This window comes from Marinifilum sp. (genome assembly GCF_965230805.1).
GTDB lineage: Bacteria > Bacteroidota > Bacteroidia > Bacteroidales > Marinifilaceae > Marinifilum.
In genome coordinates this window covers 2,313,506-2,329,181 of the sequence record NZ_OZ246019.1, presented here as the reverse complement: position 1 = coordinate 2,329,181, position 15,676 = coordinate 2,313,506, and the positions used below count along the sequence as shown (strand labels likewise).

Genomic DNA, 15,676 nt, shown 5'->3' with positions numbered 1-15,676 from the left:
TGTTTTCATAAAATCGATATTGGTGTTTCAAATTATTATACTGGCTTTATAATGAAATGACTCTTAACTTGTTTTGAGAATTTTGAGTTTAGTCAAGGTTAAAAATAGAGTCATAGGCGTAGCTACTACCATATTTTTTAACAAAGAATAAAGCCCAAAGAACAAAAGAAGGACACTTATTTCATCGTAATACCAGTATTACAAAGGATACCCAGGGTAGACCCACGGCATTTGTTACTGTTGATCTACCAATTTTCAGCCTGTTCAGCAGAAAATTAAGGGTATTCGATTTCTTGAATTAAATCCCTTGAATGCCAATTAATCACACCCTTGGGGAAAACTTATAGGTGATCAATTGTAATAAGATCCGGTTATTCTTGTCTTACTACCACTTTTAACTTGAAATGGTAAGTGATAAGGGATTGTTATTTTGTATTATTCAGAAAATAATACGTTTATTTGTTTCTATTTTTCGATAAATGGCATTAGCACCTTCATTTCTTCATACTCAATTTCAGGAATGCAGTCGAAGGAAACTGTACTAAACTCAATGGCAGGTTCAACATCCTGGTTTATGGTTTCAACAAATTCAGATTGCTTTTTAACTTCTGCATCAATCACTTCCTTGTTTTCTTCCTGTAAGGAGTTGAGTTGTTTTTCGTATTCCTTTTTTTCTTTTACGATGTTTGGGTAACCATAGCCATCATTCGAGATGCCACCTTGTCCTTCAGGTTGAGAGTAAACAACTACCTGTCCATTATCGTCCAACTCAGCATGTGCAGAAATCAACTCATGTCTGTTCTGTTCAAAAGCTTTGTATTCTTCCGATTGCTCACGTAATTTTTCAATCGACTCAATACGCTCATCAATCATCTTTTCATTTAATAATAATGCCAATTTGAACTTGTTGTTTCCTTTGTTGTTCACTCGGCTGATTGCCTCTTTTAATTCGTACAAATTTTTGTTTTTCATTTTGTTAAAAATTTATTTTTAAAGTTGAAATAACCAATAGTGGTATTCTTATAAAATTGTAATATTCCAATTCGTAGTTTTTTGGGGTGCTTACCAGTTTTGATTCCATTTACTGAAACAAATCCAATGACCACCTGTTGCTGTTGGCCTGTATTTTGTACCGGTATCATATATAAAACCAAAAGCACAACCTCCAGGGATTTCGAAATAACCATCTTTAGAATCTAGAGTACCTTTAACATAGCAGCTATCACGATCATTTCTATTGAATATAATTATCATTTGACCATCTACTCCACCTGATAATTGAAAGTGTCTTGAGCTTGAACTTGAACCAAGTGCAAAATAGGATGCTCCATTAGCATATAAAGTTGTTGGAGAACCAGAACTAGTGCTACCTGTACTAGTATGTTTTTTTAACTGCAATTGATTTACTAATAAAGTACCTCGGGCATTAATGTCAGCGGCTAGGAATTCTCCCAATTGGTGTTGAATTCTACCATTTTGTAGATATAATAGGTTTTCACTAGTGTTATTTCCTCGAATATCAATGTATCCACCACTTGATGTTTGAGAGTTGCCAAGTGTTACTCCAGTATTTCTTGGACTTGATCCAGACCACATTTGTGAGCCATTAAAATTAAAGGAAGCAATTTTACCACTGGTGGAAGTAACATTACCACTGAAAGTACCGGATGTAGCGTTTATTGTTCCAGTAATTGTAGCACCTGTAGCAGTTAAATATCCATTAGCATCAACTTTAAACTTATCATTGATGTTAAAACTACCAGCATTTACTGCTCCTAGTGCAGTAATATGTTTACCGTTGATATACTCTGTTGTGATAGTATTTTGAGTTAATGTAGTTACCCAATTATCATCTTTATCATTAATATCATCCTGAGCTGCTACTGCTTTATTGTATGCATCATTTGCTTTATCTTGTGCTGTAGTTACTGAGATTACTGTTGGTATACTTGGTTTATTTTCTACATTGCCCCAAGTAATTTTAGCTGAGTTATCTAGTCTAATACCACCATCACCCACATACAACGTACTTACATCTATTTTATCAGCTGTTAGTTTGTCTTGAATGTTCGCAGCTTTTACTTTTAAGTTGGTTGCAATAACATTTGTGGTTGAAAGTGTGTCGTTAGTGATTGTTGTTGCCAAGTCACCATCCACATTTCTGTGTGCTGTAATCAAGGCTGAAATAGCACTTCTAACGTTTGAACTGGCGCTATCCTTAGGTGATGGGGCATAAGCATCATAACTGTTATTAGTATGGTCATAGATTTTATCCTGATTTAAACATACCTGGGCATTATCTACGGTCTGTTCTGAATAAATATGGTACACAGCTCCACCACCTCTAAGAAAAATTGCAAAACCCATTTGGTGCATACAGTTCTCTGCTCCACCGAAACAACCACCATAACTAGTGTTATACTGCTGTTTTAAGTCGTCTACAGTCCATCCATATGTAGTACCACCCCAACCTCCAAAGTTAGCTCTAATGTCAAGGCCTAAAGCTCCAAAGTGAGTTGTTGAGTTGTTCCAGTATGTATTATTATGAGGAGCAGTTTCATTATAGCCTCTTTTAACAACAATACGTCTTTGTACATATTGATTACCGTGTTTAATTACAACTGGATAGAAATATCTTGCGTCGCCACCAACTGTAATGGTTTTGGAATATGCCATACCTTGAGTATCTCTCAGAGTGGTAGCTAATGAGTTTGCAATATCTGCCGTATTTTGAGCTGCGTTAGCAACATTGGTAGCTGCTGTTTGGGCATTGTTTGCTTTTGTTGTAGCATCAGAGGCTGCAGTGCTAATTGCTTGTGATTTAGCTGAATCAGCTTTTGACTGCGCACCTGCTGTAGTTTCAACACCTGATGTGCCAGATACTTTAGACCAGCTAATAGTCGCATTAGACCCCATGGCAATGTTATCACCCACCACCAGTTCGTTAGTTTTAATTTTTGATGCACTAATGGAATTTACACCAATTCTATCAGCATGAATGGTTCCCGCATTGATTTTATTGGCTGAAATTGTTCCCGTATATAAACCTGTAGCATCAATATAGGTATTTTTAATAGGTTCTGCTTTCACTATAATTTCATATACTGAACCTCCATCAGCAGTGGTTGACCAGATTGAGATCTCATTTGAACCAGTTGCTAAAGTACAGTCAAATTTATACCATAATGTAGCATTATCTGGTCCAGACATAGTCCCTAAATCAGAGTTATTTAATCCGCAATGCACGGCACCTTCAGCATCTAAAGCTCTTATCCATATTGTTGTTGGTCCACCCCAGGCAGAAGTGAAAGTATATTTAGTACCACCAGCATAATTCGTGTTTGTAGGAAAATCTCTGGTTTCTGTATTAATGTATAGTACTGGAGAGTCTTTTCCGTCGCGTCCATCAGTACCGTTAGTTCCGTCCTGACCATCGACTCCATTAGCTCCATCGTCTCCTTTTAAACCTTGTAGACCTTGCGGTCCCTGATCTCCTTGGGGACCTTGAAGTCCTTGTGGTCCTTGCAATCCTTGTGCCCCGTCTTTTCCATCTTGTCCAGGCTCACCTTTTAAGTTGGCTTTAGATTCAGCGCTTAGGTGTTCCCACTGAAGAGTAACGCCTGAGCCCAGAGTTGTATTGCCTGTGGCGTCCCAACTTATATTACCGTTTGCCAATCTACCACTACCATCAGCGGCTAGCTCCCATTTATAAGTGCCACTAGAATAATTGTATACGGCACCAGTACTCTTAATGTGAGTACTTCCTCCTGTTAATTCTGTACTTGAAAAATTCCAGCCAGCGATTTTGTTAGTGCTTCCTAATTGAAATAATGTGTTTCCTCCTTGTCTGCCAATAATACCAAAATCATCGCTATCAGTTCGGTGGAACATCTTTACATAGTTACTAGTATCTTTTAGAATTTCTATACGTGGTTCTACTGTACCAACACTATTAATTATTCGGGTTGTAAAACCATTTGCTACTGATCGTATATCATATGAAGAAATATCCCATCCTCCAATCTTACCAAAAGTAGCATTGATGCCACCTTCTAAATATGAATCTTGAGCCCATAGTCCATAACCGGAAAGATTTCCAAATGTTGGTGATGTAATGCCATCTAATTTTCCTAAACGAACTTTTGTTTTATTAACAAAAGAATCAGAATTAACACCATCAAGAACATCAATATATGGAGCATTGTTGTCATTGGATGTGATGTAAACAGCACCTTGTCTATCGGTATCCGTAGTATTTCCAATTCTTACTAATTCATCACCTATCTCTGGTACTCCGGAACCAGTTTTGCTTGATTTTGGGGCTCTAAAATATGTATTATCACTTGGGATAGCATCAACTGTAAGTGTATAGTATTTTATCCCTGACCCAGTCCAAACCTGACAGCGCAATATATCACCTACTCTAAAAGGTTGTCTTTCGTCCGAAGTATCTTGATCTAATCCTATTCTATAATAGGTAGAGTCAGTACCCCAATCTTTTTCAAACTTCATCCCATCAGAGAACCAATAAGAGCCATTTCCAGAGCGAATTTTATTCACATTCAATTCATAGACGTTGAATGTTTTTCTCACTGTAAGTGAATCGAAAGTTGAATTACCCAAATTATCAGTCCTCCAACCTTCACCACTAAAACCATCTTTAAATGTTTCGGTACCAACGTAGCCAGTAAACATTGAATCTCCAAAGTGTTTAATTCCAGTTCCATTACTCTCTAAATAATGACTATCTGAAAGATTTAATATTTTGTCACGTAAACTGGTAGTTGTGTTATAAATTCCTAATTCAGACACGGCTGATATTCCACTATCAAAGTAAAATTTTGATCTGTCAGTATAAAAGTGTGCCCAGCTTGAATTACTTGCACCCATTTTAATATAACCATGATCTGTTTGTAGTTTTAATAATCCAGAATCATTATCGTTAACAAGTTTAGTTGAACCAATATTTACCGCAGGCCTAGTACCTGTCCAAATACTAACCATGTTATTAGGATCAGTTCCATAAGTAGAACCATTTGTAAATTCAAGGAAACCTCCTCTAACTGTTTGCCAGAGTACAGTATCGCCTGACTTCCCTCTTCCCCACAACAAAGGGTGTCGTTCCCCATAATTTGTATTATCACCTGTTATTTTAACAGTACCTTTAATATTACTGACACCATCTGTGTATGTACCATCTGATGTTGTGTTGAATTTTACATCACCTGAATATCTGAGGTAAACACCTGAAGTGGTAGAATTAAGATTTAAATAGCCCGTTTCAGAAGTCAGTTGCATTCCGGAGGAAATAGCTTGTAAATAGCCAGTTCGGCCAGCTAAACTGGATCTATAAAAACTGATGTAAGGATTGGTATCTGTACTTGAAGCTGGTCTAACTCTAATTGATTCTCCACCATCCCCTTTGGCGTAAATCCTACCTTCTAAGAACGAATATCCTGTAATAATATGTTCACCAATAGTCTTAGAACCCTCATTTGTTGTTTCAAATTTCGTATTTCCGTCATAGTTTGCAATTAGTCGGTTCAGAGTTACTGAAGACTGGTTAGAAGTATCAGTCCCATTAGGGTGAATTTCAAGTGCCTTAAATTCTTCACTTCCATTTCCGTATTCAATATAGAATGGAGTATAAGAACCAGTTCCTCTTTTCTGAAGTCTGATCCCCATTTCAGGTTCACCATAATCCAGGTTATTTCCCTGATCTGAGTTTCCATAGTCCATGTTGTAGATATCCATGAAGTACTCATTTCCATCACCACGAACCAATGCTATAGTACTCTCTTTAGCACCGCCCCATGCTGTTTGTGGTGGACTCCAAATGTTTAGTACAGTATGATCATTGCCATATCTGCGAATGTTCATGATGTCAGTTGAGGTTTCAGGCGAGTATAGTACAGTTTTATTAAACTTTGCAGAAGAATGAACTGTTGAATCAAAAATTAGATTACTTTCTCCTTCGTCGTATTCAAAAACACGAGTAGTTCCGTGATTTAAATAAAGATCGTTTGAGCTGTTTAAACCTAGACTTGCAGTAGTACCACCACCACCTTGAGAAAGGTATAGTTCAACATTATCTGATTCGTTTGAGTTATCAGAGTCTGCTTCCAAAGAAAATTTTAAACTTCCGCTTACGCTTAATTTAGGTTCATTAATGTCGTTTCTCAAGTATTGAGAAGCCGTGTATGTTCCAAGTTTGTTAGCGTTGGCAGCTTGTGCTACCGATAAAGTAGATTCATCTTTGGTTTTAAATTTTCTCGTGCCATTATCATAATAGGCTACTCCGTTTGGAAGAGGAGAATTTTCGCGAGTTGCAATCATTTGTAGGCTGTCCTTATCACCTACACGTGCATATCCATCGGCATCAAACACAAGTTGTCCATCATTTACTCCATCGTATTTTTTTGCTATTAAGCCAGCAAATTTTGTAGAACCTAAGCCAAAATCCGCATTGTTACGTAACGTAATGATATCTGCTGAGGTATAGATCTCACCTGTATGAGTCTCATAGCCATCTCCATCTTTATTAGGAACAAGACCAACCTCGTGCTTAACCTGCTCTATTTCATCTTGCTCTAATAGCAAGGCTAATATGGCATTGTTTGTAAATATATTTTTATCATTCATAGTTAATATCTTTTAATGCTTTCTACATATAATTATTAATCCCTTATCTAAAGACTTTTGAATAATACCGATTACCAATCGAAACGAGCGATGAAAACAATGGCTCTGTGATTGCATATCGGTATTAACCATTGTAATAAGCAAAATGATTTATTAATCATTTTGGAATACAATTGGTATAACCGGATCGTATCAACCTTAGAAAAATAGCTACAACTTTCTGTCGCTACCTGCGTTTCGCAATTGTCTATTTTTTTAGCCGAAAGTGGAATGCTACTTTCCAGGTTGATATTTATTTTCACTCATATATGGTGATGTAATGATGAAATCATTTCATCTAGGAAAGGAGGGACTTATTTTAAATGAATGTCTTGTGTTTTGGTTATTTACTTTGCCTTTTCTTTGGTTCGCCCTTTTCCCCAAATGTGCGAACCTATCATATAAGCTCCGAAAAAGAAACCTGCAACCATCATCACCAGTGTGTTTAGTGAATTAACTAGCTCGAATAGAAATTTAGCATATTCTTGATTTATTGGGTAGACCATACCTGATCCTAAAATGAGAAACAAGAATACACCTACTATTGCTAGAGCAAGATATCTGCGAGTTACCGATCTTGCTGAGCTTTCACTTAATGTGGTTTTTAGGAATTCCATTTGTGCATCGGCAACTTTTAATGATTGTTGTGCTTTCTCTTCTTTTGTAAAAAAAAGGGCATCAATTCCTTTAATGGCTCCGTCTAATATTCTTTCTGATCGCTTGCTTGATAAAAATCCCATTGTTGAAAATTTAATATGTAATTAACTCGAAATGAGGCATGTCCCATCCATTAAAACTATCGCTACCAAATGTGCCGCCCCATCTTACATTCAGGTTCATTCGATTTGCTTCTCCAAGAATTACTCCTGCAATTATTGCCAGATGAATTTTGTTCCAGGATGCTTTGCCATTTATATAGGCATAAATATCAATTGCATTTCCTGTTTGATGGAAGCTTTTGATCTTGTATCCATCGCACTTTGAGAGACCTTTTCTATAAAGTTCTTCTTGTTCTTTCTCGGTTCTTAAACCTCCAAATTTTGGTATTCCAAAATCTATGGGGCTTAAAGCAATGGTATTCTTTATTAGTTCCTGTAATCGCGGATCAACTTGAAGTAGTCTGTCCATTGATTTTTTACTAAATGTGAAGGCCATTTTTTAATTCTCCCTGTCTTTTTTGTTTTCAAGAACAATTTTCACTTGTTGTACTTCATCTAGTATTTTATGAAAATAATCCCTGTTCTTCTGCACTTGTGTCTCTAGCTGTCTGATACGAATATCTGTTTCTACTTCAAGAGCTTTCACTCTGCCGCTCATGTTAAACCACCCCCCAAGTGTGATTATAAAAACGGTTAATGCCATTGACAGCACTTGGCCAAGTGTAATGTTCATTTTTTTTTCCATTGGCTATAAAATTTAAATTGTTAGTGTATGGATGTCCTCTTCAAGTATTTCGCTGAGGTACTTTAAGCCATTCTTTCTATTTATTGCCCTAAAACATTGCTGTCTTAGACTATGGTGTTGTTCTTTCCAGTAATCGGCTTGCGCTTTGTAAATACCAGCACTCTCGGCAACCTTTAATCTTTTTTTCAGACTATGCAATAAATTTTCTTCTGATATGTCTTCTTTCTCATTCAGTATTGTTGCGATTATATTTTTATTCATTTGGTGAGTTTTTATATGTTACTACAAATTTGTTAATCTAATATTTGAAACCATTTTCAATCTAGCTTCGGGATTTCATAAATAATTTGATCAAAACTTGTATCTCTGAATAGAGGCATAAAATTTCTTAATGACTATATACAGAAACAGTAATTGAGAAACGCTTTTTGTTTGTTTCGATTTTAAAATTGCAAATCATTTGTATGTCCTCCAAAATACTATATAACAGTTGTATAAATTGGTCTAATGGTTAGACTTCCTAAATTATATTTGATTTTTCACAAAATGTATTTTTGTTTGCTTCAAAGAAAAAGAGTATCTCTCAGAAGCATAAGTAAATCAATCATAATCGAAACAGTTGTTTTTTTGGATTTAGAGAAGATGGAATAAAGTTGTTTGTTGGGAGTGTAACTTATAAACCGGTATGTTAATAAGTGGATTGCATTATAGTTTTGATCGAAATTATTACAATAAAATAAATCCACATTTTTGACCATTTGAGTCGATTCTTTACTAAAGAATATCGACTTAGCAATGGCTATGCCTCTACTTTTGCACTTGATTAAACTAAAAATAGTTTAAAACTCATTCCAAATAAAACTATTATAACATAAATGCTTGGATCGAATAAAAGCAATGTATTTTCTATATTACTTCTAATGTTGTATACATTGGATGAAGAGATTTTCTTGTGAATATGATTTTCGGATGACAAAATGACAAAGTAGCTATTTAATAGAATACGAATAGTGAATTCTATGCCGCAAGTCTTCTTGTTTATTAAGTCGGAAAGGATGAAGTTGATTATATGCTTATTAATGTAATTGTAGTGCAGAATTAAATAAGAAGAAGCATCTGAGCCATCTTTAAATTATGGTTTTACTAAATACAGTGCAGCTATTTTAAGAGTCATTAGTTGAATGCAATTACAATAAAAGTATAGCTTGTTAATATTGAAGCCCAAGGTGAGCTGCGCATCCCACCTTGATCTATTTGAATTGTATGTTTACTACCTTTGGTTTAACAATGCAAGTGTTTTTCTTAGTTATTCGCATCTAATTCCTTTAATTCCTTTTTAGCATTAGTAGCAAGATAATTGTAAAAAGTAGCTCGGCTAATTCTGAATTTAGGATGAATTAGCTCGTTAAAAATCCATTTCCCAGTAGCTCCTCTTTTTGAGTGTTCAATATAGATATTTTGGACTTCGATAATCTTGATTAGTAAATTTCTTTTGTTGTAGCTCATTTTTAAGTATGTTTTAAATAGTTAGTTTAATGGATAGATAACTATTGGTATATATTTCAGATAGACTTTCATGGCAAGTAAAAGGGTCAATAGATTTAGTACGGGTGTATTTTTGATGGAGTCAATCATTAAAATCATTGTTTCTATTCGTTCTTATTTTATACAACCATGTCTTATCGAAAGTTTATTACGGATAACAATCGAGCCTACTGTGACCCTGTTGAATAAGCTGAAGTAAAATAGATAAAAATGTAATAAAGTAAATTCCGGTCATCAATTAGTCTGTATTTGTTGCAAATTAATTTATGATTTTATGATTAACATATTGACGTCTTATTTTTAGATCAATATTTTCACATTCAATTTTTAACTATAAAATAAATTAACTTTGTTGATTGTCACAAAATAAATAGTTGCAAATAGCTAAATCATACTTTAGTCATTAAATGCTTTACAAAAATTTATTATTGCCTAAAATAAAACAACTTCTATAATTATTGTAATGGAATAAGATTTTCTTCAGTCATTATTAATCAATGACTTGCTGTGATAAAAACGCTTAATATCTGATATTCTAATAATTACAAAGCATGGTCATTTGACAATTCATTGTATTTTTATTATATTCGCATAAAGTATCATTACAAACATACAATAAATTTGGTACTAATCAAATCCAAAATAAACTTTATGAGCTATAATTACAATGATTACAGTAAAAGGTTTGAGCTAATTATAAGTGGAATGAATCTTAGCCCACTTGCCTTTTCCAGGAAATTAGGCTATTCTCGTGCTGATAAAATATACAATGTCCTTAATGCAAAAAATAAACCAAGTTTTGATATTCTATCTGACATTACAAGAAAGTTCGAATCAGTCAATATTAATTGGCTTTTAACAGGAGAGGGTGAACCTTTTAAAAATCTTTCCGGAATAGATCAAATCAAAAATCATAATGATAATGATCGTTTGCAGAAAGTACAAGTGCTTCCAAGGTGTATTACAGTAGACAGCAATGAAAGAGAAAATATTTTAATGTTAGATGTCAGAGCAGCTGCTGGTTATCCCGAAAACATTGACAATGTCCACTTTATAAAACAACAACCAGCATTTAACATTCCTCGCCCAGAGTTTCAAGGGGCTACCTTTAGAGGTTTTCAGGTTTCAGGAGATAGCATGGAACCAACTTTATCCAATAATTCTTGGGTGTTTGCAATGGCAGTAGATGATTCGGATCTGATTAAAGACGGATTGGTCTATGTTGTCGTTCTTAAAACAGGAGTGGTTGTTAAGCGTGTTTTGAATCGTTTAAAAGAGCGAGGTCAGTTCATCTTGAAGAGTGACAATGCCAGTTATTCTGTCAAAACGGTTAATCAAGATGAAATATTAGAGGTGTGGGCCGTTAAGGCTTTTATGAGTTTTGACCTAGGAAATCGTTCTGCTGATTTATACCAGATGATTAACAATTTGGAAATAAAGCAGCTGGACTTCGAAAATAAAATTCATCAACTGACAAAAATGATTGAAGAGTCAGACAAATGAAGTAATTTAATTATAAACCCAATTGGATTTCAGAAATATTGACTGTTTTGGATTTCAAAATATTCTCTTTAGGTTTCGAATAGAAGTATTTGGATCTCTTACTCATCTGTTTCGGCTCCTTAATCAAACGCTTAGGTTCGAAATATAAGAATTGGGGTTTCTATACATACATTTGGCTTAGATAAGCTAAATTTTGACGTTGACAGACCAAATCCTTTAATTCGAAACAAAAACTCTTTTATTTGGAATCGAAAGGGAAGTAACTCACGAATACATCCAGACTTTATATCATCTGGTATTAATCATTATTCATGCGGGAAGTTACTGCTTCATTTTTTTTACATTAAACCAAATATGAATCTATCCCTAAAGGGCATTCAAAAAAAAGAGGTTCCTAAAAAAGAGGGCACTGAAAAACCCCTGAATTTTGGATAGACCGATAAATTCAGATGTAGAATATCAGATCTTGACTTTTCCACTAAAGCATAAGATACACATATAGTGCTACTTATGATTTAATAAAAAAAAAGCCATTAAAAGGAAAAATATCATCTTTTTAATGGCTTTTCTAAATTTTAGTACTTTTTCAGTGCCCAACTAAAAAAGAACCTCTCTAATCTAATTGTATTACTCTGGTGTTACCACCCTCTGTGGCCTTTATGAAAAGCTTTCCCCTTGCCAGCTCGGCTTAGGAAAAGTACTAACTGATCCTCGTTTAAAATTTTGCGAACCTCCATTTGGTGATCGAATTTCTTCTTAACTAAACTGTTCTGAATATCCGACAAGCGCTTTACATTAGCAAGCAATATCGATTTATCAGGATCTTCGTCAGTCATTAGGTTTCTTTGTTTCAGTCTTAGTTCTTCGGCCTCATCTCTTAACGATTTGGTATCCTTCAGATGAGCCAAACGCAATTCTTTCATCTGACCTTTCTGCTCTTCACTTAAATCGAGCATGTTTCTTTTGCCTTTGTCAGCTTTCATGTCTTTTATAGCTTGCACATGCTCTTTTTTTGCTTTGGCATGCATTCCCTGAGCCATAGCTCTCTTTCCTCTATGGCCTTGTTTCATACCCTTGCGGTGATTTGCTTTAAAATCTGCTCGCAACAATTGCTCTTCACTTAAAAAAGAATGCATTTCCAGTCGCATATCTAATTTCTGAACTTGCAATTCTTTCTTTAAAGTAGTCATCTTATCGATATTAGCATAAACCTTTGACTTATTTGGCTGTTCGGCCGAAACCAAAGTTTTCTGTTTTGCCCGCAGCTCGTTCAACTCATTCTTTATATTTAAAGATTGTTTCGCATACCGGGTGCGCACTTCTTTCATTTGCTCTTTTTGTTCCTCTGTTAGATTAAAAGCTTTCCCTTTTTTACATTGTAAATTTCTTTGTCCTCCTTGTCCTCTGTTTTGCTGCGCATATAAGTTCGACATTCCAGCCACTACAAACATGCAAATTATTCCAACTACAACTGGTTTCTTCATTTTGTCTAATTTTTTAAATGGTTCTTAACTTGATAATTCCAGCGCTATTTTAAAATCGAATTCAGTGCTTGGACTTGCGAATCGTTGTAAAGTTTAATTGGGATTGATTTTTTTTGAACCGATCCAAATGCCTGTGTTATTATAAAATGAGGTCTTTTCCTTAATTTAACGTGAGTTCGACGTAAAATTCGTTCACAGTTTGATCTGATTTTGAGTAGAAATTTTCGAAGGAATATCGGGATATTTCAAGAAGATTTGAGGAAATTTATGCCAAAAGCAGGCAAACACATAATGGAAAGTTCTCTTTACGACATCTTCACATTAAAAATTCCTCAAAATAGCCCGCTATTCTTTCCATATTTTTAATGCAAATCTATCCCAAATATAACTTTCTGTGGATAGAATTTTAAGTCGAACTCAGGTTAATTTATTTTGGGACTTATTGAATGTAAAAAAGAGACTCACTGTTCAGCAAGTCTCTTTCTCATATCTTGGTATATATTAAACTAAAAATGTGTTTCGGCCTCGATTAAAGTTTTATCCAAGTCTCGAATGATGGGATAAAATCCAATGTCATCGATCAAATCTCGGGCAATATATGCTTTCAACTGGGTTTCGATTACCTTACGGGATTGTCTTAAGCCTTTTGAATCTGGTTTTACTCCCTTTTTATCAGCGTAAGCTACCAAATTTTTGATAATGGCTTTGTCCTTTACAAAATTTAAAACATCGCTGTGGGATTCTAAGCCCTGCATTTGTTCTCTGTACCGATCGACAAATGCAAATGCATACTGGTAAATGATACCTTTTCTTCTCAAATCACGAAAGTAATTCGAATATCCCGAAGTATCAACCGGAATAAATACATCAGGCATTATACCACCGCCACCATAAACTGTGTTTCCTCCAGGGGTTGTATATTTTAATGAATCATTAAAATGAATGGAGTCTTTCTTCTGAAATTCACCATGAATAAATCGAAGGTTCAAATCGTTGTAATAGGCTTCTTTTCCGTTGGTATATGGTTTTTGAATACATCTTCCGGTAGGCGTGTAGTAACGAGCCACTGTTAATCTTAAAGCTGAACCATCAGGCAAGCGTCTTTGCTCCTGCACCAGTCCTTTACCAAACGAGCGGCGACCCACTATTTTACCTCGGTCGTTATCTTGAATGGCTCCCGCAAAAATTTCACTTGCCGAGGCCGAAACCTCATCAATCAGAACAATTACCGGTAAACTCTGGAATCTGCCACTTCCGTTTGATTTGTAATTTGTTCTGGCTTGTGATTTTCCTTCGGTATACACCATCATTTTATCTTCGGAAAGAAATTCGTTGATCATGTTTGTGGCTTCAGAAAGATATCCACCTGTATTTCCACGCAGATCCACAATCAGTTTCTGCAATCCTTGCGATTCCAATTTCTCAAGTCCTTCTGAAAATTCGAAATAGGTGGTTGCAGCAAAGCGACTCACTTTTATATATCCAAGCAAATCATTAATCATATAAGCAACATCTACGCTTGGAACCGGAATGGATCCCCGAAGGAGTTCCATTTCAAGATTCTCATTGGAGCTTCTGCGATAAACTCCAACTCTTACTGGTGTTCCTTTAGGGCCTTTCAGTTTACTTATAATATCGTTGTCTTTTAATTCTTTACCGATTATGGAAGTATCGTTAACCGTTACCAAACGATCGCCGGCTTTTATACCAGCCAATTCCGAAGGCCCACCAGGAATTACTCTTACAATTGCCACAGTATCCTGATACCTGATAAATTGAACGCCAATTCCTCCAAAATTTCCTTTCAGTTCGTCCTCAACTTTCTGTAGATCCTTTGCCGGAATATACACCGTATGCGGATCCAGATCTTTTAACAAAGCCGGGATTGCTTGCTCAACCAAAGCAGTCGAGCTAATTGTATCTACGTAATCCGATTCAATCATATCCAATACAACATCCAACTTGTTTCCTGCTTTGGGCAATTGAAATATGGCTGAATCTCCATGCTTGTTTCCTGAAAACAGGGAATTTATGAACATACCTGCTAAAATGGCTAATGCCAATAATATAGGCAGAAATATCGCACTTCTTTTATTGTTATAACTCATGTATTTTGTTTTAATTTTCTTCGTTCAAATTGATGTATTTTAATTCGATACCTGCTCGGTCTAACAAATCGATTCCATCGGAACTATGATACTTTTCGGAATAGACCACACGCACAATTCCGGCTTGAATTATTAGCTTTGCGCACTCGATGCAAGGAGAAGCGGTAACGTATAAAGTAGCATTTTCGCTGCTATTGCCCGACTTGGCAACTTTAGTAATGGCATTGGCTTCCGCATGTAATACGTAAGGTTTGGTTTTAAAGTTCTCATCCTCGCACACATTTTCGAAGCCGGATGGTGTTCCGTTATAACCATCAGAGATAATCATCTTATCTTTTACAATCAAAGCCCCTACCTGTCTTCTCTTACAATATGAATTTTCGGCCCAAACCAAGGCCATTCTTAAATATCTTCTATCCAATTTCTCTTGTTTACTAAGTGCAATCACCGATTCTTTATTCATCATATTTTCAACTCATATTATGTAATTCTAACAAATGTATAAAAATATATTGGGAGTTCATGCTGATTTATAAGGAATCCCGGAGCAATTGTATTTAACGTGAGTTCGATGTAAAATTCGTTCACAGTTTGATCTGATTTTGAGTAGAAATTTCCTCAAATCTTCTTGAAATATCCCGATATTCCTTCGAAAATTTGAGAAAATTTATGCCGAAAGCAGGCAAACACATAATGGAAAGTTCTCTTTACGACATCTTCACATTAAAAATTCCTCAAAATAGCACGCTATTCTTTCCAAATTTTTAATGCAAATCTGTCGCAAATATAACTTTCTGTGGATAGAATTTTACGTCGAACTCGCGTTATTAAAAAAATGAATGCCAGAATATCTAAAAAACAGTCTGATTTATGCCTGAGTCTGCTGGCATTGACCTGCACCAACAAAGATTGGCAGAAGCAGAAGTTAAGACCTTAGGGTCTCATTATAAT

General features: G+C 35.3%; 11 protein-coding genes. 1 reads left to right on the top strand and 10 read right to left on the bottom strand.

What is annotated here, in order from left to right; translation table 11 throughout:
- Positions 1-465 precede the first annotated feature (465 nt).
- The 7 genes from ACO05S_RS09280 to ACO05S_RS09250 all read right to left on the bottom strand — a co-directional run bounded on the left by ACO05S_RS09280 (position 466) and on the right by ACO05S_RS09250 (position 9,591).
- A complete protein-coding gene (locus ACO05S_RS09280; protein WP_421921234.1) occupies positions 466-972 on the bottom strand; it encodes a hypothetical protein in 507 nt (168 codons plus the stop codon).
- A 90-nt stretch (positions 973-1,062) separates the two neighbouring features.
- Positions 1,063-6,642, bottom strand: a complete 5,580-nt coding sequence (locus ACO05S_RS09275; protein ID WP_421921233.1) for a hypothetical protein — start codon at positions 6,640-6,642, stop codon at positions 1,063-1,065.
- 386 nt (positions 6,643-7,028) lie between these two features.
- On the bottom strand, positions 7,029-7,421 hold the full coding sequence (locus ACO05S_RS09270) for a hypothetical protein (RefSeq protein WP_421921232.1): 393 nt from the start codon (positions 7,419-7,421) through the stop codon (positions 7,029-7,031).
- Between the two features lie 10 nt (positions 7,422-7,431).
- Positions 7,432-7,809, bottom strand: a complete 378-nt coding sequence (locus ACO05S_RS09265) for a hypothetical protein (protein ID WP_421921231.1) — start codon at positions 7,807-7,809, stop codon at positions 7,432-7,434.
- 30 nt (positions 7,810-7,839) lie between these two features.
- Positions 7,840-8,085 carry a hypothetical protein gene (locus ACO05S_RS09260; protein ID WP_421921230.1) on the bottom strand — a complete coding sequence of 82 codons (246 nt, stop codon included), beginning with the start codon at positions 8,083-8,085 and terminating at the stop codon, positions 7,840-7,842.
- Positions 8,086-8,097: 12 nt separating this feature from the next.
- Positions 8,098-8,346: a hypothetical protein gene (locus ACO05S_RS09255; RefSeq protein WP_421921229.1), complete on the bottom strand. Its 249-nt coding sequence runs from the start codon at positions 8,344-8,346 to the stop codon at positions 8,098-8,100.
- 1,041 nt (positions 8,347-9,387) lie between these two features.
- Positions 9,388-9,591 (bottom strand): hypothetical protein, encoded by a 204-nt coding sequence (locus tag ACO05S_RS09250; RefSeq protein WP_421921228.1) that lies wholly within the window; start codon positions 9,589-9,591, stop codon positions 9,388-9,390.
- A gap of 690 nt (positions 9,592-10,281) precedes the next feature.
- On the opposite strand from ACO05S_RS09250, the gene ACO05S_RS09245 reads away from it, so the two are divergent.
- Positions 10,282-11,133, top strand: a complete 852-nt coding sequence (locus ACO05S_RS09245) for a S24 family peptidase (protein ID WP_421921227.1) — start codon at positions 10,282-10,284, stop codon at positions 11,131-11,133.
- A 638-nt stretch (positions 11,134-11,771) separates the two neighbouring features.
- Here ACO05S_RS09245 and ACO05S_RS09240 read toward each other — a convergent pair.
- The 3 genes from ACO05S_RS09240 to ACO05S_RS09230 form a co-directional block, all read right to left on the bottom strand.
- Positions 11,772-12,617, bottom strand: a complete 846-nt coding sequence (locus ACO05S_RS09240) for a Spy/CpxP family protein refolding chaperone (RefSeq protein ID WP_421921226.1) — start codon at positions 12,615-12,617, stop codon at positions 11,772-11,774.
- A gap of 506 nt (positions 12,618-13,123) precedes the next feature.
- Complete coding sequence (locus ACO05S_RS09235) at positions 13,124-14,725, bottom strand: S41 family peptidase (RefSeq protein ID WP_421921225.1); 1,602 nt, start codon at positions 14,723-14,725, stop codon at positions 13,124-13,126.
- A gap of 10 nt (positions 14,726-14,735) precedes the next feature.
- Positions 14,736-15,191 (bottom strand): deoxycytidylate deaminase, encoded by a 456-nt coding sequence (locus tag ACO05S_RS09230; protein WP_421921224.1) that lies wholly within the window; start codon positions 15,189-15,191, stop codon positions 14,736-14,738.
- Between the last annotated feature and the right edge of the window lie 485 nt (positions 15,192-15,676).